This window comes from Anaerolineales bacterium (genome assembly GCA_015075725.1).
Taxonomy (GTDB): domain Bacteria; phylum Chloroflexota; class Anaerolineae; order Anaerolineales; family Villigracilaceae; genus Villigracilis.
Map to the genome: position 1 here is coordinate 596,041 of JABTTV010000001.1, position 20,238 is coordinate 616,278.

The 20,238-nt window shown below is 54.3% G+C and carries 19 protein-coding genes and 2 tRNA genes; 14 read left to right on the forward strand and 7 right to left on the reverse strand.

Going from position 1 to position 20,238, the window contains the following annotated elements; translation table 11 throughout:
• Positions 1 to 55 precede the first annotated feature (55 nt).
• Genes pstA through phoU form a run of 3 tightly spaced genes read left to right on the forward strand, consistent with a single transcriptional unit; the run spans position 56 to position 2,709 of the window.
• The gene (gene pstA, locus HS100_02930) at positions 56 to 1,177 is read left to right on the forward strand and encodes a phosphate ABC transporter permease PstA (GenBank protein ID MBE7432846.1); all 1,122 of its coding nucleotides are present in this window, start codon (positions 56 to 58) and stop codon (positions 1,175 to 1,177) included.
• Between the two features lie 22 nt (positions 1,178 to 1,199).
• Entirely contained in the window at positions 1,200 to 1,973 is a 774-nt protein-coding gene (gene pstB, locus HS100_02935) for a phosphate ABC transporter ATP-binding protein (GenBank protein MBE7432847.1), read from the forward strand.
• 37 nt (positions 1,974 to 2,010) lie between these two features.
• Entirely contained in the window at positions 2,011 to 2,709 is a 699-nt protein-coding gene (phoU, locus tag HS100_02940) for a phosphate signaling complex protein PhoU (GenBank protein ID MBE7432848.1), read from the forward strand.
• 154 nt (positions 2,710 to 2,863) lie between these two features.
• Here phoU and HS100_02945 read toward each other — a convergent pair whose 3' ends face one another.
• The 6 genes from HS100_02945 to HS100_02970 form a co-directional block, all read right to left on the reverse strand.
• A complete protein-coding gene (locus HS100_02945) occupies positions 2,864 to 4,207 on the reverse strand; it encodes a nicotinate phosphoribosyltransferase (protein ID MBE7432849.1) in 1,344 nt (447 codons plus the stop codon).
• Between the two features lie 26 nt (positions 4,208 to 4,233).
• Positions 4,234 to 5,238, reverse strand: coding sequence for an isochorismatase (locus tag HS100_02950; GenBank protein ID MBE7432850.1), 1,005 nt, complete (start codon positions 5,236 to 5,238; stop codon positions 4,234 to 4,236).
• Positions 5,239 to 5,443: 205 nt separating this feature from the next.
• A complete protein-coding gene (locus HS100_02955) occupies positions 5,444 to 6,871 on the reverse strand; it encodes an ATP-binding protein (GenBank protein MBE7432851.1) in 1,428 nt (475 codons plus the stop codon).
• Between the two features lies 1 nt (position 6,872).
• Positions 6,873 to 7,568 carry a DnaD domain protein gene (locus HS100_02960; protein MBE7432852.1) on the reverse strand — a complete coding sequence of 232 codons (696 nt, stop codon included), beginning with the start codon at positions 7,566 to 7,568 and terminating at the stop codon, positions 6,873 to 6,875.
• Positions 7,561 to 8,928: a replicative DNA helicase gene (gene dnaB, locus HS100_02965; GenBank protein ID MBE7432853.1), complete on the reverse strand. Its 1,368-nt coding sequence runs from the start codon at positions 8,926 to 8,928 to the stop codon at positions 7,561 to 7,563. The genes HS100_02960 and dnaB overlap by 8 nt, the downstream gene beginning before the upstream one ends.
• Before the next feature lie 10 nt (positions 8,929 to 8,938).
• On the reverse strand, positions 8,939 to 9,508 hold the full coding sequence (locus HS100_02970; GenBank protein ID MBE7432854.1) for a bifunctional nuclease family protein: 570 nt from the start codon (positions 9,506 to 9,508) through the stop codon (positions 8,939 to 8,941).
• A gap of 210 nt (positions 9,509 to 9,718) precedes the next feature.
• Between HS100_02970 and HS100_02975 the strand changes: the two genes are divergently transcribed.
• From HS100_02975 to HS100_03005, 7 genes are all read left to right on the forward strand, one after another.
• A tRNA-Pro gene (locus tag HS100_02975) sits at positions 9,719 to 9,793 on the forward strand.
• 403 nt (positions 9,794 to 10,196) lie between these two features.
• Complete coding sequence (locus HS100_02980) at positions 10,197 to 10,556, forward strand: DUF4190 domain-containing protein (GenBank protein ID MBE7432855.1); 360 nt, start codon at positions 10,197 to 10,199, stop codon at positions 10,554 to 10,556.
• Between the two features lie 233 nt (positions 10,557 to 10,789).
• Positions 10,790 to 10,883 (forward strand) — tRNA-Sec (locus tag HS100_02985).
• A gap of 97 nt (positions 10,884 to 10,980) precedes the next feature.
• Positions 10,981 to 12,171, forward strand: a complete 1,191-nt coding sequence (locus HS100_02990) for a site-2 protease family protein (GenBank protein MBE7432856.1) — start codon at positions 10,981 to 10,983, stop codon at positions 12,169 to 12,171.
• A gap of 4 nt (positions 12,172 to 12,175) precedes the next feature.
• Positions 12,176 to 13,558 (forward strand): extracellular solute-binding protein, encoded by a 1,383-nt coding sequence (locus tag HS100_02995; GenBank protein MBE7432857.1) that lies wholly within the window; start codon positions 12,176 to 12,178, stop codon positions 13,556 to 13,558.
• Positions 13,559 to 13,657: 99 nt separating this feature from the next.
• The gene (locus HS100_03000; protein ID MBE7432858.1) at positions 13,658 to 14,425 is read left to right on the forward strand and encodes a hypothetical protein; all 768 of its coding nucleotides are present in this window, start codon (positions 13,658 to 13,660) and stop codon (positions 14,423 to 14,425) included.
• Positions 14,426 to 14,480: 55 nt separating this feature from the next.
• Positions 14,481 to 15,935, forward strand: coding sequence for an aldehyde dehydrogenase (locus HS100_03005; GenBank protein MBE7432859.1), 1,455 nt, complete (start codon positions 14,481 to 14,483; stop codon positions 15,933 to 15,935).
• Between the two features lie 75 nt (positions 15,936 to 16,010).
• On the opposite strand, the gene HS100_03010 is transcribed toward HS100_03005, so the two are convergent.
• Positions 16,011 to 16,520: a transposase gene (locus HS100_03010; GenBank protein MBE7432860.1), complete on the reverse strand. Its 510-nt coding sequence runs from the start codon at positions 16,518 to 16,520 to the stop codon at positions 16,011 to 16,013.
• Between the two features lie 104 nt (positions 16,521 to 16,624).
• On the opposite strand from HS100_03010, the gene HS100_03015 reads away from it, so the two are divergent.
• The 4 genes from HS100_03015 to HS100_03030 all read left to right on the forward strand — a co-directional run bounded on the left by HS100_03015 (position 16,625) and on the right by HS100_03030 (position 20,160).
• Positions 16,625 to 17,803 (forward strand): YibE/F family protein, encoded by a 1,179-nt coding sequence (locus tag HS100_03015; GenBank protein ID MBE7432861.1) that lies wholly within the window; start codon positions 16,625 to 16,627, stop codon positions 17,801 to 17,803.
• A gap of 173 nt (positions 17,804 to 17,976) precedes the next feature.
• Positions 17,977 to 18,585 carry a sigma-70 family RNA polymerase sigma factor gene (locus HS100_03020; GenBank protein ID MBE7432862.1) on the forward strand — a complete coding sequence of 203 codons (609 nt, stop codon included), beginning with the start codon at positions 17,977 to 17,979 and terminating at the stop codon, positions 18,583 to 18,585.
• Positions 18,566 to 19,096 carry a hypothetical protein gene (locus HS100_03025; GenBank protein MBE7432863.1) on the forward strand — a complete coding sequence of 177 codons (531 nt, stop codon included), beginning with the start codon at positions 18,566 to 18,568 and terminating at the stop codon, positions 19,094 to 19,096. Before HS100_03020 ends, HS100_03025 begins: the two co-directional genes overlap by 20 nt.
• Positions 19,093 to 20,160: a polymer-forming cytoskeletal protein gene (locus HS100_03030; protein MBE7432864.1), complete on the forward strand. Its 1,068-nt coding sequence runs from the start codon at positions 19,093 to 19,095 to the stop codon at positions 20,158 to 20,160. The genes HS100_03025 and HS100_03030 overlap by 4 nt, the downstream gene beginning before the upstream one ends.
• The last annotated feature ends 78 nt before the right edge of the window (positions 20,161 to 20,238 follow it).

A 20,238-nucleotide genomic window follows, 5' to 3' on the forward strand; every position in this document is an offset into this window, starting at 1 on the left:
TTATCTGGTTGGCTCGGTCTGGCAAACGGTATTCCTTTCCGCCTTGCTGATCGCCATGATCAGCTTGGGGGCATTGATCTATGACATTATTAATGGCGGGTTTGGATATGTGGCATTTGAGTATAAAAATCCGCCCTCTGAATTCACTTCCACCCCGGTTTCTCAATTGACCCGGGAAGAACTCCTGGTCGTTTTGCAGGAGAATCTTTCCTCCGGCGCGTATAAAAAACTGGATAACGAGCAAAAAATGGAAACGCGCTCACAGGCAGACCTGTACATCCTGTTCCTTGAAAGGCTCGTTCAGATTGACACGAAAGAAACCTGGAGCCTGACCGACTCGCTTTTGAAAAGTGATGAAATTCGCGCCAGGGTTGCCGAGAAATACCCCGACGCCGAATTGGAATTCCGCTTGTGGCTCACGCCGCAATTTCTCTCCACCCCCATGTCTTCCAAGGCAGAATTTGCAGGCGTACGTACCGCCATCCTGGGATCGCTCTGGCTGGTGGGCATTGCGCTTCTCTTCGCATTACCAATAGGAGTGGGGGCTTCCATTTACTTGCAGGAATATGCCCCGCACAACTGGTTTACCAATATCATTCAGACCAATATAAATAATCTGGCGGGCGTGCCCAGCATCGTGTATGGAATGTTGGGGCTGGCGGTCTTCGTCCGTACCTTTGAAGCGTTGACGAGCGGCGCAGCCTTTGGCATCACAGACTCGAACGGGCGCACCGTGCTTTCTGCCGGGCTGACGATGGGCATCCTCGTCCTGCCGCTCATCATCATCAACGCGCAGGAAGCCATCAAAGCCGTGCCCGACTCGTTACGGCAAGCCGCTTTCGGCGTCGGCGCGACGCGCTGGCAGACGGTCTGGCATCACGTTTTGCCGAACGCCTTGCCCGGTATTCTCACCGGCAGCATCCTTGCCATCTCGCGCGCTTTGGGTGAGACCGCCCCGTTGATCGTCGTGGGCGCTTCCACTTTCATCACCGTGGACCCGGAAGGCGTGTTTTCAAAATTTACCGCCCTGCCTATTCAAATCTACAACTGGACAACCCGCCCACAGACGGAGTTTCACTCGATCGCCGCCTCAGCGATCATCGTCCTGCTCGTCCTGTTGCTATCATTGAACGCTACAGCCATTTTCCTGCGAAACCGTTATCAACGCAGATGGTAAATAATCACTTTTGGAAGTGAATATGGAAAACAATAACTACGCAATCGAAACGAACGACCTCTCCATCCACTACGGGAATTTCACCGCTGTAAAAGGTGTGAACATGAAAGTGGAACGCCAGAAGATCACCGCCATCATCGGACCTTCCGGCTGCGGAAAATCCACGCTGTTACGCGCATTCAACCGCATGAACGACTTCGTGCCGGGCTGCTATGTCACCGGTGAACTGCTCCTGGACAAACAGAACCTCTATGGCAAAACAATCGACCCTGTGGAAGTACGCCGCAAGATCGGCATGGTCTTTCAAAAACCGAACCCATTTCCCAAATCCATTTATGAGAATATCGCCTGGGGAGCGCGCATCAACGGCTTCAAAGGCAAAATGGACGACCTCGTAGAACAATCTTTGCGCGCCGCAGCCCTGTGGGACGAAGTGAAAGACAAACTGCAAGAAAGCGCCTACGCCCTCTCCGGCGGACAACAGCAGCGCTTGTGCATCGCCCGTACCATCGCCATCCAGCCTGAGATCATCTTGATGGACGAACCCGCCTCGGCGCTCGACCCGATCTCCACCCTGCGCATCGAAGAGTTGATGCAGGAGTTGAAGAAGAACTACACCATCATCATCGTCACCCACAACATGCAGCAGGCGGCACGAGCCTCCGACTACACCGCCATGATGATGATCGACGACAAGCGCGCGGGGAGCGTGATCGAGTTCGACGATACCAAGACCATCTTCATGCGTCCGAGCGACAAGCGTACCGAAGATTATGTGACCGGGCGCTTCGGGTAGTGGGCTTCGGAAGTACAATCTAGGCAACAGAGGATTCATGACAAGAAAAGCATTCGATACCGAAATTCAAAAAATCAAGGACGAAGTCATCCTGCTCGGCAGCATGGTGGAACATGCCCTGCTCGGCTCGGTGGAAGCCCTGAAGAAACGCGATATCAAAGCTTCGGAAGCCATCATCGTCGAAGATAAAGCCATCAATAGAAAACGCTTCGACCTTGAAGACCAGCTTGTGACCCTGATCGCCCGCCAGCAACCCATGGCGCAGGACCTGCGCCTGCTCGCCTCCACGCTTGAGATCGTTTCGGAACTCGAGCGCATGGGCGACTACGCCAAGGGCATCGCCAACATCAATGTGCGTATGGGCGACGAAAAATTACTCAAACCGCTCATCGACATCCCGCGCATGGCAAACAAAGGCGTGGACATGCTCCACCGCGCCCTGACCGCCTACGCCAGCAACGACGCCGAAACCGCCGCGGGCATTCCGGTTGAAGACGACGAAGTGGATGCGCTCTACAACCAGATCTACCGCGAGCTGATGGTCTTCATCATCGAAGATCCGAAGAACATCGAACGCGCCAACTGGCTGCTCTGGGTGGCTCACAATCTCGAGCGCTTCGCCGATCGCGTCACCAACATCTGCGAACGGACCATGTACATCGTCCATGGCTCGTTCGAAGAGGTCAAACAAAGCGACGATGAGTTCTGGAAGAGCCGGAAGCCATCCGATAATTAATAAAGACTTCCTGCAATAGTCATAATGAGCCCTGCTCAAAGCGACGTCCGCGCCGCGGAGGACTGCGCGGGAGCACTTATGCAATTGCTTTTGAATGCAAACGAGTGGATGAGGTTATTCTCATCCACTCGCTCATTTGGTCGTTACGTTCAAACTACCAGACCCGTTCCAGGTTTTCGTTCCCACCCACCTTGCGTCCCACCTTTGCCATGTCGATCCACTCGCCGTGGACTTTCACGCGCACCACATCCGCAGTGAAGTCTGTGACCGTCGATCCGTTATTGTTGAAAAGATACGATCCCACCGCGTAAATATCCGCCGGGACGCTCAACTTCTCGAACTTGCGGATCTTATCGGGATTGAACCCCCCAGACACCACGATCTTTACGTTGTGACAGAATCGCCTCGCCGCCTCTATCCAGGACGCGGGCAGGTCCCAGCGTTCCCAGGCTGAATCCAATGCCGAGCGGACGTTGAACACCAGGCGCGGGTTGACGCCCAGATCCAAAGGCGGGTCTCCCAGCGGGGTGACGGATACATCGCGCAAACTCCCGCTCGTATCGAGGCGCACGCCGTACAACTTGTATTTCTCCGCTTCCTCCTTGTTCCCCGCATCGGTCAGCTCGCGGTATTTGGCAAACATCGCATCCAGCACACGCAGGGTATCCTGAATGGAGTCATTGTTGAAATCCACCAGCGCAATGCGTGGAATGCGCGCAGGCAGGATGTGTGAGAACTGCATCATCGCCTCGGCAGTATCGCCCAGGAAGGAGGCGATCGCGGCGTGAGCCACCGTTCCGCCTCCCGCGCCTCCCCACCAGTCGCCCTGCGCATCGGTCGAGACGAATGCGCCCAACTCGCGGGCATGGTCTTTGTTGAACCGCTGCAACGCAATGTTATAAGCATATCCATCCGCGGCTTGGACTTCATGAACATCAAAGCGCGCCGGGAAGAAAAGAACCGGTTTGCCTTTCGCCGCCACCAGAGTCTCATAAACGTTCGTGGCTACGCGACTTGAGCGTGTCAGAATTCCCAAAGTCGGCGTTTCAAGCAATGCAAAATCACGATAGCGTCCCCGCACTTTGATGACCGGTTGAATCCGGGTCGGATCGTCATCGTACTTCACCGTCGTCCCGTCGTGGACCGCCCAAACTTCGAGCTTGTCCGATGTGTCCACAAATGTTTCGCCGTCGAAATAACCGGTGCAATGACGCAGCATTGCCAGCGATTTATCCACGCCGACCACCGTGGTCTTGCCCATCCGCCGCGTAAACCACTGCATTTCCACTTCGATATCCCCCACCGCGATCTTCTCGGGCGACATGCCTTCCGGCAAATTATGGTGCTCCCCTGAATAGGTATAGTCCTCCTTCGATAAAGCCGTCAACATGCGGTTGATGTTCTCGAAATATTTATCCGAATACCAGCCGCGGCGCATGCGTTCGATATCGAGTTTGAACGTCTCGTTTGTAAGTCGCTTACCGTCAAAAATGGACATAAAGAAACCTTATTAATATAAATGGATTAGAGTGCGTCTGTGGATTTGACGACATGCATCCCCGCTTTTGCAAACCATTCATACGCATCGTTCGCCGCCTCGGTGTGATCCACCACCCCGGGCACCACCACCGCCGATGAACAGTCGTCGAGCAGATAGACCTTTTTGGCGAGTTCAGTGTCCGTTTTCAGGATGTCGTCGAGCAAATCCTGGACGGTCCACGCCACGCAGTGACTTTTCGCCTGTCCCGCAATGTAGAGCTTATCCACCTCTTGAAGATGTTGAATGAATTGCGGATCATGTTCGCCCAATATTTCGCCCATCGGACCCGTCAGCACCTCGGGACCCACCACAGAATAATTTTCGGTAAAGGGCTTATCGCCTTTGACGGCTAAATGCGGCTGGTCGATGCGGGTGTGAGAATGGAAGAAGATGGCTTCCTCCACAGCAGGGACGAGCGCATGGCCGATACCGCCCAGCATGGCATGATAGGGCCAGACCGTCAACGCGTATTTACCCGTCTTTTTGAGCGATTCGGCGTAATGGATCATCATCTGCTGACCGTATTCCGGCGCAATGCCGAACTGCGGAGCGAGCGCAGGGTTGAACTTCCATTTGCCGGACTGCAACTCATCCGAATGAATATCGGTGTAAGGCGCAGGGTTATTCCCATCCGCATCGACAAAGAAGATGGGGTGAAAGATCTGCTGGGATATGTGCGTATCCATCGTGGCGATGATGTGGGTGATATTCCCGATGTTGCGGTAGATGAATTCGCACAAGCGGACGTTATCCTCCACCGCGCCGTTTCCGCTGCGCCCGCCCACGAACAACTCAAAGCCGGGGATACAGAAGGTGTTCTGCACGTCGATCAGCAAAAGGGAGATGCGCTCCGTCGAAGCAGAAGCAGGCTTGAGATTGTGTCGAGCCGCGAATCGGCGGGCATCTTCTGCCCGGGCGGCGTAATCCACTTTCCAAACTTCACCCACGTGGTTTGGGTCGAAAAATTCGGGGACGGGAAGTCCGTTCATACATCAAGTATACCCTTGCGCGCAAGTTGTATCGAAAACATAATTAACCCAGGATTTAGTTTGGGACGCGGACGAGCACAGATAAACACGGATAAGGATAAAAAAATCCGCGTTTTCAGCTGTCATCCTCGTTCCATTTGCACTTAACAACGAACTCACCCACGAAACCTTAATTTCCGGGTGAGTCATGTTGTTAAGATTTCAATTACTTCTTTTTCTGAGCCTTGCTGCCTTTTACGTTCCTTCGATACGGCGGCATGTTGATCGCCACGACGCGGCATTTTTCCGGATCAAGCAGTTTGTTCCACAAGTTCGGGTAACTGAGTGCAAAGGATTCCGGCCGCAACGTGGACGTGATGACCGTCGGCAGGTGCGCGTTGTAGCGATAGTTCAACACGCTGTAAAGCTTATCCTCCGCCCAGGCGGAACCAGCGCCGCTTTCCTTTAGATCATCGAGGATCAACAACGGCGTCGTGCGGATTTCGTGAAAACGCCGGTCGAAAGAAACATCCGAACTGGGGCGAAAGGTCTGGCGGAGGTAATCGAGCAGGGAGGTCACTTCGACGAGCAGAGCCTGCCCGCCCAAGCCGATGCGGTAATTGCCGATCGCAGCGGCGAGATGGGTTTTTCCACTGAAGGAACCTCCGAGCAAAACCAGCCAACTTTCAGGCTTCTCTGCAAACTCGACCGCCGCATTATGCGCGTCGTGCAACGTCTTCACATCGTCTTTCGATATTTTGATGCGCGTGATCTCTTTATCCTTGACCTTGTTTCCGAATTTATCGGTCTTTTCCGTGGTGGTGGTGGTCACAGCTTCCGTCCCCACTTCATCATCGCGCGGCTGGAATGTCTTGAAGGTCATCGCCTTCATCTCGGGCAAAGCCAGCATCGAGATTCCCGGGTTGCTCGTCTCCTCGGGGCGGCGGTAATCGGGCGCGAGGATTTTGAGATATTTGACAAAGCCTTCATCCTGCAAACGCGAACGGATCCGTCCTTCGATCTCATCCAGCATCAAATTCGTCGTAATGACCGAAGGCAGTTTGTTGATGTAACGATAATTGATGATCTGGAATAATTTTTCCTGCGCCCAGGGGGTGGCGTTCTGTGTGCCGAAATCGTCGAGGATCAATAAACCCGCATTGCGAATTTCTTCGAAACGCGCTTCGAACGTCGTTTCAGGGTCGTCATAGGCAAAGCGCAACGAGTCGAGCAAATCGGGCACGGTAATAAATAATGTGGGTGTTCCCTGATTGACTGCAAAGTTCGCAATCGCCGCCGCAAGATGCGTCTTGCCGCAGCCATATCCGCCTTCGATCAAAAGCCATCCCTTCGGGGCGCGGGCAAATTCCTCACTGGCGTCGAATGCGGCGCGTAAATTTTCCCGCTCCTGCGCGGACATGAATTTGGCTTTATCGTTCCCCATTGGGCTGAAGTTTCCGAAGGTTAAATGACTCAGCCGGTTCAAATTGCTCAACGTAAATAAACGCGCGCGCGCCGCCTCCGCCACATCCCTGGCGCGGCAGATGCAGGTCTCCAGCCTTCCAAACTTTTCGTGACCCACCGGCACGTCGTAACGCACATAGCCCGCGCCGCCGCAATGCGGACAGTTCGGGTCGCCGAGCGGCTTGGTCACGTTAATCGCGTTTGAAGAATTCGGAGAACTCGCCTTCGGTGTATCGTTTGGCATCCGTGACAGAGTCTTTTGAATCTCTTCTTTCATCTTTTCCGTTTTCCTTCCAGCGCCGCAAAATCGCCTCGATATATTTCCAATTCCGCACGTTACGGCTCACGGCGATCTCGAACGCCTCCTCGAACCATGACGCCGGGTAAACCTTCTCCGCTTCCTTCAACATGTCCGACAGCAAAGGCGTCAGCGGACCGATGTTCTCTTCATACAACCTGAACAGGTTCGACTTATTCGGCACATACGAAGCGGACGGTTTAACTTGTCCTTTCGCAAGCGCTTCAGCGGATAATCGTCCGCGCGGGGAGTTGAGGAAATAAAAAACTTGCGCCTCTTTCTCCGCTCGAAGCAGGGTTCCCCTCTCGACGGCTTTCCCCAGCCCGAGCTGAATCTCCATTATTCCCAAGCCCAAAGCCCCTTCCTCGAAATCACCCTCGTCCATCGCGCGAAAATTCCCCTCCATGTGCTCGATGCGCCAAATGGCATACAACGTCACTTTCAACTCGGCAATGTCGTCGATCCCGTTCATCATTTGCAGGAATGAATCGGGGATCTGCGTGAACGTTTCGGAGGAGGTGAAGCCGGGAAAGGAGTTCATATCATTTCCGTAGGGGCTAGGTAATCCCGCCCCTACATGGTCATTCATTCGGTTTGAACACCTTCGTCGCCGCATTCTCGAACTTCGCCAGCGCGCCGCGGAAGATCAACTCGATGTCTCCAACAGGACCGTTGCGATGCTTCGCTACAATGATCTGCGCAATGTTCTGCTTGTCGGTGTCCTTTTCATACTGGTCGGGGCGGTAGATGAACATGACGATATCCGAATCTTGTTCGAGACTCCCCGATTCCCGCAGGTCCGAAAGGACGGGACGTTTATCGGTGCGCTGCTCGACGGCGCGGCTCAACTGCGCAGCGGCAAGGACAGGGACGTTCAATTCGCGCGCAAGCACTTTGAGGTTGCGCGAGATCTGCGAGACTTCCTGCACGCGGTTATCGTTGCGCGTATCGCCGCTCATTAACTGGAGGTAATCCACGATGACCAGATCGAGTCCGTACTCCATATGCAGGCGGCGGCATTTCGTCCGCAATTGCAAGGGGGTGATGGCGGGCGTGTCGTCGAGAAAGATGTGCGTGTCTGAAAAGACTTCGATGGCGTGGGTAAAAAGGGGCCATTCGTTTTCGAGCAGTTTGCCCGTGCGCAGGCGCTGTGAGTCAATTCCTGTCTCTTGCGCGATCAGGCGTTGAACCACCTGTTCGTTCGACATTTCCAGAGAGAAGATGGCGACATGCTTCTTGTGGGTCAGCCCGGCGTTCTTGGCAACCGAAAGCAGGAAGCCTGTCTTGCCCTGCCCCGGTCTGCCCGCGATGATGAGCAAATCGGAAGGCTGCAACCCGTTGAGCAGTTTATCGAGGTCGTAAAAACCGGTCGGAACCCCGTGAAAATCTTCGGGGCGTTTCGAGAGGTCGTCGATGCGGTCGTAATAAGTGGATAGGACCGCGCGAATCGGCAGGAGGTCGTGCTTGTTGCGCCGTTCGCTGACCCCAAAGACTGCTTTCTCCGCCTCGCCCATTACATTGTCGATCGCATCGCCCTTATACGCCAATGACGCAATTTGATTTGCGGCTTGTATCATTCTGCGTCGCAGCGAGTTCTCTTCGACGATGCGACCATAAGATTCGGCGTTGAGAGAGGTCGGGACCTGGTTAATGAGCGAGGTCAGGTAGGCTGAGCCGCCGATCTCGTTCAATTGACCGGTTCGCTCCAAATCTTCGGAGAGGGTTAATAGGTCAATGGGCGTGCGGGCTTCATGCAAACGGATGAAGGCTTCCCAGATCCAGCGGTTGCGATGGATGTAGAAATCGTCCGGCGAGAGGAATTGGGCGATGTCGTAATAGACTTCGGGGTTAATCAACACCGCCCCTACTACTGCTTCTTCGGCTTCCCGGCTGTGCGGTATACCTGGGCTTGAGGGGACGGTGGATTCTTCGGGGTAGGTTTCTGTCATTTGGGCAGATTCAGGTTTTGGCGGGTGGCGAGTCGGGGTTATCCTTATTGGGGTCGTCGATATCCAGTTTCTCGATGAAATCCTTGAAGACGGAGAGCCGATCGCTCGCTTCTTCACTTAAAGGAGGCGGGGCGGTTCTTTGGGCGGGGGCGCTGCTCTCCGGCATATCCTGATCCGGCTCGACCGCCGCCGTTTCCATCACGCTGGGATGAACGAGGATCGGGACGTGCGCGCGCGCGGCAATGGCGATGGCGTCGGAGGATCGCGAGTCGATGTGGATCTCGCGCCCGTCGGCCTCGGCGACGATGTTACCGTAGTAGATGTCGTCCTGCAGTTTGACGATCTCGACGCGGATGATGCGCGCATTGAACGCCTTGAAGACGTTTTTGAGCAGGTCATGGGTCAACGGGCGGACCATTTCGACTTCCTGCAATGCGACCGTGATCGCTTCCGCTTCGTACGGTCCGACCCAGATGGTGAGATACCGTTCGGCATCGACCTGCTTCAACACCACCACGCGCTGGGGTGCCATTAAATGCACGCGAATGCTGTCGATCATGACCTCTATCATTCCAGACATAGGGGGAACTCCGATGCGCTTATTGTAGCATAAAGGATGTGGGCTGCGCCGAAGATTAAGATAAGAGGAAGATATATATTGTGTCTGACCGTGGACCATTGACGATAGACGATGGAAACATTCACAATCTACGGTCCATCGTCCATCGTCTGAGACTTAGATTCCATTTGCGTTAATGGGGAATCGAGACTATAATCCGCGTCGCTCAATCGGGGCGTGGCGCAGCCCGGCTAGCGCACTTGCATGGGGTGCAAGGGGTCGGAGGTTCAAATCCTCTCGCCCCGACAGATTGACGGAGTGGGAAGATTTGTGGTCGGACGTTCCCCATCGAGGGACTGGCGCAAATCCTCTCGCCCCGACAGATTGTGAAAGAAACCGTCCTGCCGGGGACGGTTTTGTTTTTAAACCACAGGCAAACAAAGTATCCTCGCACTTATTACTTTCTTATCGCAAGGACGCCAAGTCGCAAAGATCGTAAATTATTATTCCTGCGGCCTTGCGTCTTTGCGTTAAACTCTGACCCATTTACACAAGACTGCAACTCGCATCACTCGTCCGTATGCATCTGTAATTAATTAGACTTCTTGCAAAAGTTACAATCTTATCTTGCTCAAGGTGGCAGTCCCCGCCGCCGGGGACTGCTTATGCAAGAGGTCTAATAAGATTATTATTCCCTACGAGAAATCTCATGGAATCGAACGAACCGATCTACAGTTCTCCAAAAACGAATTCACACTCCATTGTCAGTCTCATCCTTGGAATTCTCACACTGCTGGCTTTATGCGGCGGGATGGTCCCGGTCCCGTTAACCGGCTTCGTTTGTTTTCCGATCAGCTTCCTTCTCGGACTACTCGCCTTGATCTACGGCGCAATCTCGTTGAAGACAATTCGCAGGAATAATGAAGGCGGGAAAACAATGGCATGGACGGGGATCCTGACAGGCGGGTTTGTTTTCCTTTGCATGGTGCTCATGCTGGCCGCAATCGTCTCTTTATTCTTCTTCGCGCCCGATACCATCCCGTCGATATTACCGGGTCGGCAAATATAGATCCAATCCAATTCTTTACCCTCCATTAAATTTTCTGTCACGATTCTTTTTTGTACCGGGCCAATCAAGATTTCTTAACGCAAAGCCGCCAGGACGCCGGGATTTTTCTTTGCGACTCTGCGACTTTGCGTTAAATATTATTACAGCCTCCTTGTAAGACTGCAATCCGTTTAATTTAGCCCCTCTTAACCTCAAACTTGCAAAACCCATCCCTCTCGGTTATGCTTGCCAATGGGAGTGGTTAGGTCCCGGTGGGCTTCCTGGTCTTCAAAACCTGTGGCGGGTCGCGTTGCGGGTCGCGGTGGGTTCGACTCCCATCCACTCCCGCCTATGATACATTCGGGCGACCCTTCCTTTGCGCAATAAGGTTTTGTCGGGCGTGGATGGACGGGTCGCCCATCGTACTTGAAATATGGAGTAAAGCATGTCCTTTCCCGAACCTGAAGTTTTGAATCAACTTGTCGCGCGTGTCTTCCGCATCGAAGACGTGACCAGCCTGGGTACGCAAGAGGGAGGTCAGCCCGGATTTTTGATGCGCTATCGCGGTCGATTATTGAATGAGGATTCCGCCTCCGCCTACGACCGGTTAGCTGATTCGCTCGCCCCGCACGGACTCTCCCCTCATTTCCGCCACGAAGACGGCAGGCATGTCATCTACCTTGCCCCCAGGCAGCCCGAACCCGCGCGGGAAAAGGTCTCCACCAACATCATCCTTTTTATTTTAACCATCTTCAGTGTGATGATGGCTGGAGTGCAGATCGAAGGACCCGTTCCGGAGGATTTTTTGGGTCAGATCCTTTTGATCGTCAAGAACATCTTTACCGGCTGGCCCTTCGCGCTCAGCCTGCTCGGGATTTTGCTGGCGCATGAACTCGGTCATTATTTCATGAGCCGTTATCACAAGACTCCCGCCACCCTGCCTTATTTCATTCCGTTACCGTTCAGTCCGCTTGGAACGATGGGCGCGGCGATCCTGATGCGCGGCATACCGAAGAATAAACGGATTCTCTTCGATATCGGCGTGGCGGGACCGATCGCCGGATTGGTGATCGCAATCCCCGTTTTGCTGTATGGATTATCGCTTTCCTCGCTCGGTCCCATCGAACCGAACCCGAATGGGTTTTTGGAGGGCAACTCGATCCTTTATTTCCTTGCGAAGTTCATCGTCTTTGGGCAGTTGCTCCCCGCTCCCGCCGCGCCGCAGGGACTCATTTACTGGCTTCAATATTTCTTTACGGGCCGTCCCGTTCCCTTTGGCGGACTCGACGTCTTCATTCACCCGGTTGCATTTGCAGGCTGGGCGGGGATCCTCGTCACCGCCCTCAACCTTATCCCCGCCGGGACGCTCGACGGCGGACACATCATCTATTCGCTGTTCGGCGAGAAGGCAAAGAAAGCCTTTCCTTTTATTGTCGGATTGCTCATCGTCCTTGGCGTCTTTTGGAGCGGATGGTGGTTGTGGGCGGCTCTGCTCTTCTGGCTCGGCCGCGTCAATGCCCAGCCGATGGACCAGATCACCGAACTCGATCCGAAGCGCAAAGCAGTCGCTTATGCCATGATCGCAGTGTTTATCCTGGTATTCACCCCCGTGCCGTTCATGCTGCTGGCTGCCTAGATCAATGCAGAAAATATTTTCCTTCCTTCTTACCGTATCCATCTTTTTATCGGCTTGCGGCGCGGGGACAATCCCCTCCGTTGTGGAAGAAACCGAAACGCCCGAGGCGGCACCGGCGACCGGGTCCGCTCAAAGCGAGGACTCAACTCCCAAACCCGCGACCCGGCTCGAGGTCGATGCGGAGGCGCTGAACGGGTTGGAGATTCAAGTCTGGACGCCGTGGTACGGCCTGGAGCAAAGTCTGTTCGAGTCGTTCGTCAAGGAATTCAATGAAAGCAACGAGTGGGGCATCAAGGTTGCAGCGGAAAGCCACATCAATTTCACGAATTTATACGAAGAGACGACGGCGTCCCTGCCGACAGAGAACAAACCGGACCTTGTGATCGTCCTGCCCGAACATGCGCAGGAATGGTTTATAGAAGGCGTGACAAGCGATCTGACGGAATATGCGGAAGACCCATTGTATGGAATTACCGCGGACGACATCCCTTATGCGTTCTGGACTCAGGACCTGGCGGGAAATGCGCGAGTTGCAATTCCTGCACAGCGAACGGCGCAGGTGATGTTGTGGAACCAGACCTGGGCGGAGGAATTGAATTTCGCTGCGGAACCCGAATCTGTCGAAGGATTTCGAGAGCAAGCCTGCCGCGCGCACGACTCGATGAAGAAGGATGACTTCGCGGAAAATGATCTGATGGGCGGCTGGATCGTGGACACCGAACCGATGACGGTTTATTCGTGGATGCTCGCATTCGAGGGCGGCGTGTTGGAGGAGGGCAATTATCGTTTTCTCGCTCCCGAAAATATCAATGCATTCAAATTCTTGCGCGAACTCGCAGAAGCAAATTGTTCGTGGCAAAGCAATGCCGATCCGATACTATCGTTTGCAAAACGCGAGGCGTTGTTCATCACAGTGAGTTTAAGCGACCTGCCCGCTGTGGCGCGCGCCTTCGTCGGCGAGAACAACCGCGACGAGTGGTCTGTGCTTCCGTTCCCGAATGAGAACGGCGGGATCATCGCGGCCTATGGCTCGTCGTATGCAATTCTGAGATCGACGGAAGAGGAGCAGCTTGCAGCGTGGCTATTCGCGCGCTGGCTTTTGGAAAACGAACAGGATGCCCGCTGGGTGGAGGCGACTCATAACTTCCCGCTTCGCGACTCGACCGTGAGCCTGCTCGGCGACTACGAGTTGACCCATCCCCATTGGCGGCAGGCTGTGGGTTTGATCCCGCGCGGCGAATTGCAACCTCAACTCGATTCGTGGCGTACAGTTAAAATAATGCTCGGCGATGGGTTCGAACACATGTACCGCGTGAACGTTTCGAGCGGGCAGGTGGCGGCGATCCTCGCGCAGATGGAATCGACAGCGAAGGATTTGAGTAAATAATTGACCCCACCCCCAACCCCTTCCCAACTGGGGAGGGGGAGTTTCTCCTCTCTTTGCGGGAGAGGGGCATGGGGTGAAGGACTTGAGCAAGGAGAGAGAATGGCAACATCCGATTACAAGGCAAGACAGGTGCGCGATAAAACGCACGAAGTTTATGAATATGATCATGACGATTCCCAGCCGGGAAAACCCTTGCATATCCTCATTCCCGGCGGGCTGATCGCACTGGCAACCCTGGCGTTGATCGTCTTCATCGCCTACCTGACCTGGTTCGAGGGCAGTCTCTCAGAATCAACAGGCACGTTCTTATGTCTGATCCTTGCGCCATTTTACGTGGGCGGGGTTTTCCTTTTCAGTTACGGGTATGAACTCTTCAACATTCCGCGCGCGATCCGCCTGACTGCGATCATTGTCTTCGTCACACTGGCGGCGGTCGTCATCGTGGCTGTGCTGTTCTTCGTGCTGGGAAATATGAAAGGCGGCGGATCGAGGTCTTCCGGCAAATCTTCTTCACGGGCAAGATCGAGTTCATCGAAAAGCAATTCGTCTGCCGAGGGACTTTTCGGCGGTGCGCTTGCGGGTGGCATGTCGAAGAAATCATCCGGTCCATCAGGAGGTTCATCGTCATCGGGCGGAACGTACCACCATACCAGCGATCCCGTCATTATCGGGGGCGGTCGGACGCGCGTGGAGACTCGCGAAGTAACGAAAGAGGTCATCAAGGAAGTGCCGAAGGAGCCGTTGCCGGTCACTTGTCCCTTCTGTTCGCGATCCTACGTCCCTGTCGAACATAAATTTGTCTGTCCCAGCTGCGGCGCAGCGACGCCGAAGGATTTGATCGAGGAGTCGCAACTGCCGAAAGATTAAGTAGTCATTGTGAGCAGAGCCCGTAGCAATCACAGAGGAGATTATCATGCGCCCAATGTACATCAACGGCAAGTTTACGAACGGAAACTCGAAGGAAGCCATCGAAGTACAGAATCCCGCCACTGAAGAAATTCTGGACAGCGTCCCGCGCGGGACGCCGGAAGATATCGAAGCGGCGGTGGGGGCGGCGAAATCCGCGTTTGATGCGTGGCGAAAGTTGGGAGCAAATGAAAGGGCGAATCTCCTGCATGAAGTCGCGGAGAAAGTCCATGCGCATCGCGGGGAAATTGCCCGCTTGTTGACTTTGGAAGAGGGTAAGCCGATTTCCGAAAACGAAGAGGAAGTGGATTGGGTGCTGAACACTTTCCGTTATTATGCCGAGTTGGGGCGCCATCATCGCGGGAGTGTCTTGGCGGCAGGCTCATCCTCGCAGTTCAATTTCATCGTCAAGGAACCATACGGCGTGGTGGGATGCATCGTGCCGTGGAATTATCCGTTGTTGCTGATGGCGTGGAAGGTCGCGCCTGCGCTTGCGGCGGGAAATACGGTCGTTATCAAACCTTCGGAGATGACTCCGCTCACGGCGCTATATCTTGCCGAGCATTGTTTCGACCATCTACCCGCAGGTGTGGTCAATGTAGTGACCGGTTATGGATCGGAAACCGGCGAGCCGCTGGTCAAACATCCCGATGTGCCGGTCATTGCGTTTACAGGCAGTCTCGCGACCGGACAAAAGATCGCCTCCATCGCCGCGCCGATGATGAAGAAACTTCATTTGGAATTGGGCGGCAAGGATGCGACTGTCATCGCCGAGGATGCTGATCCGGAGATTGCCGCCAAAGCCGTTGCCTATGCGGCTCTGATCAACGCCGGGCAGGTTTGCACATCGACGGAACGGGTCTACATCCCGAGGCGGGGTGCGGCGAAATTCACCGAAGCCATCGTGGAGCATGTCAGGTCCTTACGCCTGGGTTCCGGTTTGGAATCCGCAACCGATATGGGACCGATGATCGGTAAAACCTACCGAGCCAAATTCGAGAGTCAAATTGCTGATGCAAAATCTCACGGCGCAAAAATACTTGCTGGCGGCGGACGACCAAAGAATTTGACCAAGGGCTTCTTCCACGAACCGACCGTGCTCTCCGGCGTGGATCATTCCATGGTCATCATGCGCGATGAGACCTTCGGTCCCGCCGTGCCATTGATGGAATATACGACCTTCGATGAAGCCATCAAGCTAACCAATGATTGCCAATATGGATTGGGCGCCGTGCTCATCTCGAACGATGCGAAGAAGATCAAGCAGTTCTTCGACGACGTCAAAGCCGGGACGATCTGGATCAACGACCCGCTCACCGATCATTACGCCGGTCCCTTTGGCGGGATGAAATACTCCGGCGGCGCGCGCGAACTCGGCGAGGAGGGGCTCGACGAATTCCGCGAAACCAAGCACGTCCATTGGGATTTCAATATGGAGGATAAGGAGTATTGGTATCCGTATGGGAGATAGTTTCGTAGGTCACGCTTGCAGCGTGACGTTCGTGTTCATTCGGTACATGTCACGCTAAAAGCGTGACCTACAAAATCATTCTCCCCAATCTACATCTATTGGTTCATCCCACTCGAATGCAGGCGGATACAATCCACGTTTTTTCCACTCGATATAGCTGCTATATTTCCATGCGCGCGGATCGGTAACATATCCATGTTTGACCGGGTTGAAGTGGATGCAATGCAGATGGTTTTCGAAATCACGGTCATCGCGGATGACATGATCCCAAAAGCGTTTTTGCCAGAATTTCATTGAATCTTCAGAAGACAATCCAAGTTTCCGCTTATATACTTTCGTAAAATTAGGTTTCAAGGAATGCATTATCTCGCTGAAGTTCCCGCCAGCCACCAGTATAAAAATATGAAAATGATCGGGTGGAAATACATATCCCAGCATGGTGAATGGATGGAATTGCTTTACATTGCGTAACGTTTCAAGAAGCAATTCGATCAAAGCTTCATTTCCAAAAACCGGCTCACGTCCTTCAACGACTTGTGTCAGAAATACAGCTGACCCGGGAATGTAATACCGCCTGAAGTTCATAGTGAAATTATAATGTCTCGCAAGTCATGCTAAAGCGTGACCTGCAATTGCAGCCTTCACTTGTCCGGCTGAAAGCCGGACCTACATGATATATAATCTTCGCCATGAAAAAATCTTCATGGCTCTTTCCTTTTCTTTTGCTCATTGGTGTCACAACTTACACATTATTTGCCCGAGTCCAACTCCCCGGTGACGGATTTGCCACCTTCGGCGCGGATACCGTCCGCGCGGAGGTGACGCAGATCATCGAAGAAGGCGAAGTGGACTTGGGCGGCTTTACGCAAAAATATCAGGTGGCGCGCATCACCATTTTGGAAGGCACGTACGAAGACATTCCAATGGAGATCGACTACGGCAGGCGCCAGGTGCGGTCGGATGATTATTTGCTCAAACCCGGCGATAGAATCATCGTCACGATTTCGAAAACGCCGGATAACGTGGTCAATGCCTACTTTGTGGATTACGTCCGCACCACGCCGATCCTCTGGTTGACTCTCATCTTTGCCATTGCCATTGTTCTCATCAGTCAATGGAAGGGCGTTCGCGCGATGCTCAGCATGGCGTTCAGTTTGTATATCATCATCGGCTACATCATTCCGCATATTCTTGCTGGCGATGATCCGCTCACCGTCAGCATCATCGGTTCGATCATTTTACTGGGCGTCAGCTTGTATCTCACTTATGGCTGGACTCTCAAAACGCACGCGGCGGTCATCAGCATGGTTTTGGTTCTGCTAATTACCGGCGCGCTGGCGGGCCTTTTTGTGGTCTTCGCCAAACTCAACGGCTCAGGCGACGAGAATGTGATGTTCCTGATGCAGTTAAGTGAAACGCCCATCAGCCTGCGCGGGCTTTTCCTCGGCGGGTTGATCATCGGCGCGCTCGGTGTATTGGATGATCTGGTGACGACTCAAGCCTCGGCCGTTTTTGAACTTCACCACGCGAATCCCAGCCTCGGGTTTCGCGGACTGTACTCCTCCGCCATGCGCATCGGTCAGGACCATGTGGCTGCCACCGTGAACACATTGGTCTTAGCCTACGCTGGAGCCTCGCTCCCCATGCTGTTGATGTTCTCTCTTGGGCGCGGAGATTATGGCTATATCGTCAATTTTTCCTTCATTGCCGAAGAAATCGTGCGGACGCTGGTCGGCTCGCTGGGATTGATCGCGGCGGTGCCGATCACCACGACAATTGCCATTTTCTTCTCTCAGAGGGTGGATTCGCTCGGGAAGTGGGAACGGGTTCTCGGTCCAGAGGGAAGCGGGCACAGCCATGGTCACTAAGAAGGGGTGAAACCGGTCATCAAGCCAGTATGAAACACCGTCAGTTTGGAGTATTCTAGGTGTGTCCAAGAGTTGGTGTCAGCATTCCGCACTGAAATTGTTTAGTCAAATTTGCGAAACTTTTCCTCCAGTGAATGCGTAAGAGAAGGTGGAAAGCCTTCCCGAGGAGAAACGTGAACGAAGAACAGACCTGGGTAGCCCAGGCGCAGCAAGGTGATGACGAGTCCTTCACCCGATTGGTCGAAACCTACCAGACCCCCGTTTTTAACCTGTGTTATCGCATGTTGGGCGAACCCGAACTCGCGGAAGACGCCGCGCAGGAGACGTTTTTACGCGCCTACCAGCACCTGCACCGGTATGACCGTAAACGCCCCTTTGCGACGTGGCTTTTGTCGATCGCGGCACACTACTGCATCGACCGCCTTCGCCGCCGCAAGTTCTCGATGTTTTCGATGGATGCAGAGGACGAAGAGGGGAACTCATTCGAGCTCCCCGACATGGACGCGCCCAACCCGGAACATGAAGCCATCACCGGGCAGACGAATGAACGCGTCCACGCGATGCTGCAGGAGCTGGATACGACCGACCGCGCGGCGATCATCATGCGCTATTGGTATGATTATTCAGAAAAGGAAATTGCTGAATCATTGAATTTGACGGTGAGCGCGGTGAAAAGTCGCCTGCACCGCGCACGCAAGGAATTGGCAGGCGTATGGGTCGAACAGGAAGACGACCTGCTTGCCGAAATGGAAAGGAGACATAATGAATCACCAGCCTTTTGAAGCCTGGCTTTTGGAAGATAAAGTCCTCAACTCTGCGGAAAAACGCGATCTCAACGCGCACCTGAGAGAATGCAAATCCTGCGCGGCTCTTGCCGAAACGGGTCTGGCATTGCGCTCTGCGCGCGTGGTTTCGCCCGCGCCAGGGTTTGCCATGCGCTTCCAGAACAGGCTCGCCGCGCAAAAGGTGACCGAACGGCGCCGCAGGCTTTGGGGATTGCTCGCCCTCCTCTTCAGCGGCGCGGGATTGTTCGCCTGGTCCATCGCGCCGTATGCCCTTACCTTCGCCTCCAACCCCATCGAATGGTTGATCACAGCCGCAAGTTATTTTCTATTTCTTTTCTCGTCCCTGCAAGCTTTTGGCGAGTTCCTGAGCGTCCTCGCACGGATGCTTCCCGCGTTCCTACCGCCCTACGCCTGGATGGTGGTCCTCTCGGCATTATTGGGCATGGGCTTGCTCTGGGTCGTATCCATTTGGCGCTTTGCGCGCAACCCTCAAGGAGTTACTGCATGAAATTAAAACCCACAATCAGCCTGCTCCTGCTGGCATTGCTGATCCTACCCGCAAGTTCGGTGCTGGCGCAGGACCCCGTCCATAACGGAGATGTCGTCCGTTTCGGTCAGAACTACACCCTTGGTGAAGGCGAAACCCTCAACGGCAGCATTGCCGTTTTCGGAGGCAATATCAGTATCGAAAAGGATGCCGAGGTGAACGGTTCCGCCGCGATCTTCGGCGGAAACTTCGAAATCGCCGAAGGTGTCGTCATCGACGGCGATCTGGCCGTCTTCGGCGGAAACTTGATCGTCTCCGGCGAAGTTAAAGGAGATATCGTCATCTTCGGCGGGCAGGCGTTGTTGGAATCCGATTCGATCGTCACCGGAGATATTGCGACGTTCGGCGGGCAGGTCACTCAAGAACCGGGCGCGGAAGTCGGAGGAGATATTGTACATAACGCGCCTCCCAGCATCGATGTGCCTGAAGTCCCCGATGTCCCGAATCCGCCCGAGGTGCCCGGCATTCCGAACCCGCCGGATGTACGTGTAAACGTCAACCCGTTCTGGAATATCTTCAGCAAACTTGCCCAGGCTGTTGTCGTTGCGGCGGTTGGCATGCTGCTTTCCCTCTTCCTGCAACCGCAGTTGGACCGCACAGCCAATACGATCGTCCGTCAGCCGTTGATATCCGGCGGATATGGCTTGATCATCTTTGTCGTCCTGCCGATTATTCTGATCGTTATGGCTTTGACGATCATCCTGATTCCCGTGGCGGCGGTCGTGGTCGTCCTCGTCCCGCTGGCATGGTTATTCGGCGTAATCGCCATCGGCCAGGAGGTGGGTGAACGTTTTGCAAAAGCCGTCAATCAGGTTTGGGCGCCTGTTCTTTCCACAGGCTTCGGCGTCTTCCTGCTCATGCTCGTGATCGGATTCATCGAACTCATCCCCTGCATCGGTTGGATTCCCTCCACGCTGGTTGCTTTGATGGGCATCGGCGCCACAGCCATGACCTGGTTCGGGACTCGTAATCCGCCCGGATACATCCCGCCCGTCGTCCCGGATGAAATTCCCCCCGCTTCATAATTTGACTTGTGCTTGATCCCAACCATCCGCCTCGGTCCACACCGGGGCGGATTTTTCATCCCGCCCACTTGGCGCTCT

Excerpts from the sequence above, each read along its gene's own strand:
- HS100_03010 (MBE7432860.1), bottom strand. The coding sequence starts at position 16,520 with ATGAACTTCAGGCGGTATTACATTCCCGGGTCAGCTGTATTTCTGACA.
- HS100_03025 (MBE7432863.1), top strand. The coding sequence starts at position 18,566 with ATGAATCACCAGCCTTTTGAAGCCTGGCTTTTGGAAGATAAAGTCCTC.
- HS100_02990 (MBE7432856.1), top strand. The coding sequence starts at position 10,981 with ATGTCCTTTCCCGAACCTGAAGTTTTGAATCAACTTGTCGCGCGTGTC.
- pstA (MBE7432846.1), top strand. The coding sequence starts at position 56 with ATGATCAGCTTGGGGGCATTGATCTATGACATTATTAATGGCGGGTTT.
- HS100_02945 (MBE7432849.1), bottom strand. The coding sequence starts at position 4,207 with ATGTCCATTTTTGACGGTAAGCGACTTACAAACGAGACGTTCAAACTC.
- pstB (MBE7432847.1), top strand. The coding sequence starts at position 1,200 with ATGGAAAACAATAACTACGCAATCGAAACGAACGACCTCTCCATCCAC.
- HS100_03005 (MBE7432859.1), top strand. The coding sequence starts at position 14,481 with ATGTACATCAACGGCAAGTTTACGAACGGAAACTCGAAGGAAGCCATC.
- HS100_02950 (MBE7432850.1), bottom strand. The coding sequence starts at position 5,238 with ATGAACGGACTTCCCGTCCCCGAATTTTTCGACCCAAACCACGTGGGT.
- phoU (MBE7432848.1), top strand. The coding sequence starts at position 2,011 with ATGACAAGAAAAGCATTCGATACCGAAATTCAAAAAATCAAGGACGAA.
- HS100_03015 (MBE7432861.1), top strand. The coding sequence starts at position 16,625 with ATGAAAAAATCTTCATGGCTCTTTCCTTTTCTTTTGCTCATTGGTGTC.
- HS100_02970 (MBE7432854.1), bottom strand. The coding sequence starts at position 9,508 with ATGTCTGGAATGATAGAGGTCATGATCGACAGCATTCGCGTGCATTTA.
- HS100_03000 (MBE7432858.1), top strand. The coding sequence starts at position 13,658 with ATGGCAACATCCGATTACAAGGCAAGACAGGTGCGCGATAAAACGCAC.
- dnaB (MBE7432853.1), bottom strand. The coding sequence starts at position 8,928 with ATGACAGAAACCTACCCCGAAGAATCCACCGTCCCCTCAAGCCCAGGT.
- HS100_02980 (MBE7432855.1), top strand. The coding sequence starts at position 10,197 with ATGGAATCGAACGAACCGATCTACAGTTCTCCAAAAACGAATTCACAC.
- HS100_02995 (MBE7432857.1), top strand. The coding sequence starts at position 12,176 with ATGCAGAAAATATTTTCCTTCCTTCTTACCGTATCCATCTTTTTATCG.
- HS100_02960 (MBE7432852.1), bottom strand. The coding sequence starts at position 7,568 with ATGAATGACCATGTAGGGGCGGGATTACCTAGCCCCTACGGAAATGAT.
- HS100_03030 (MBE7432864.1), top strand. The coding sequence starts at position 19,093 with ATGAAATTAAAACCCACAATCAGCCTGCTCCTGCTGGCATTGCTGATC.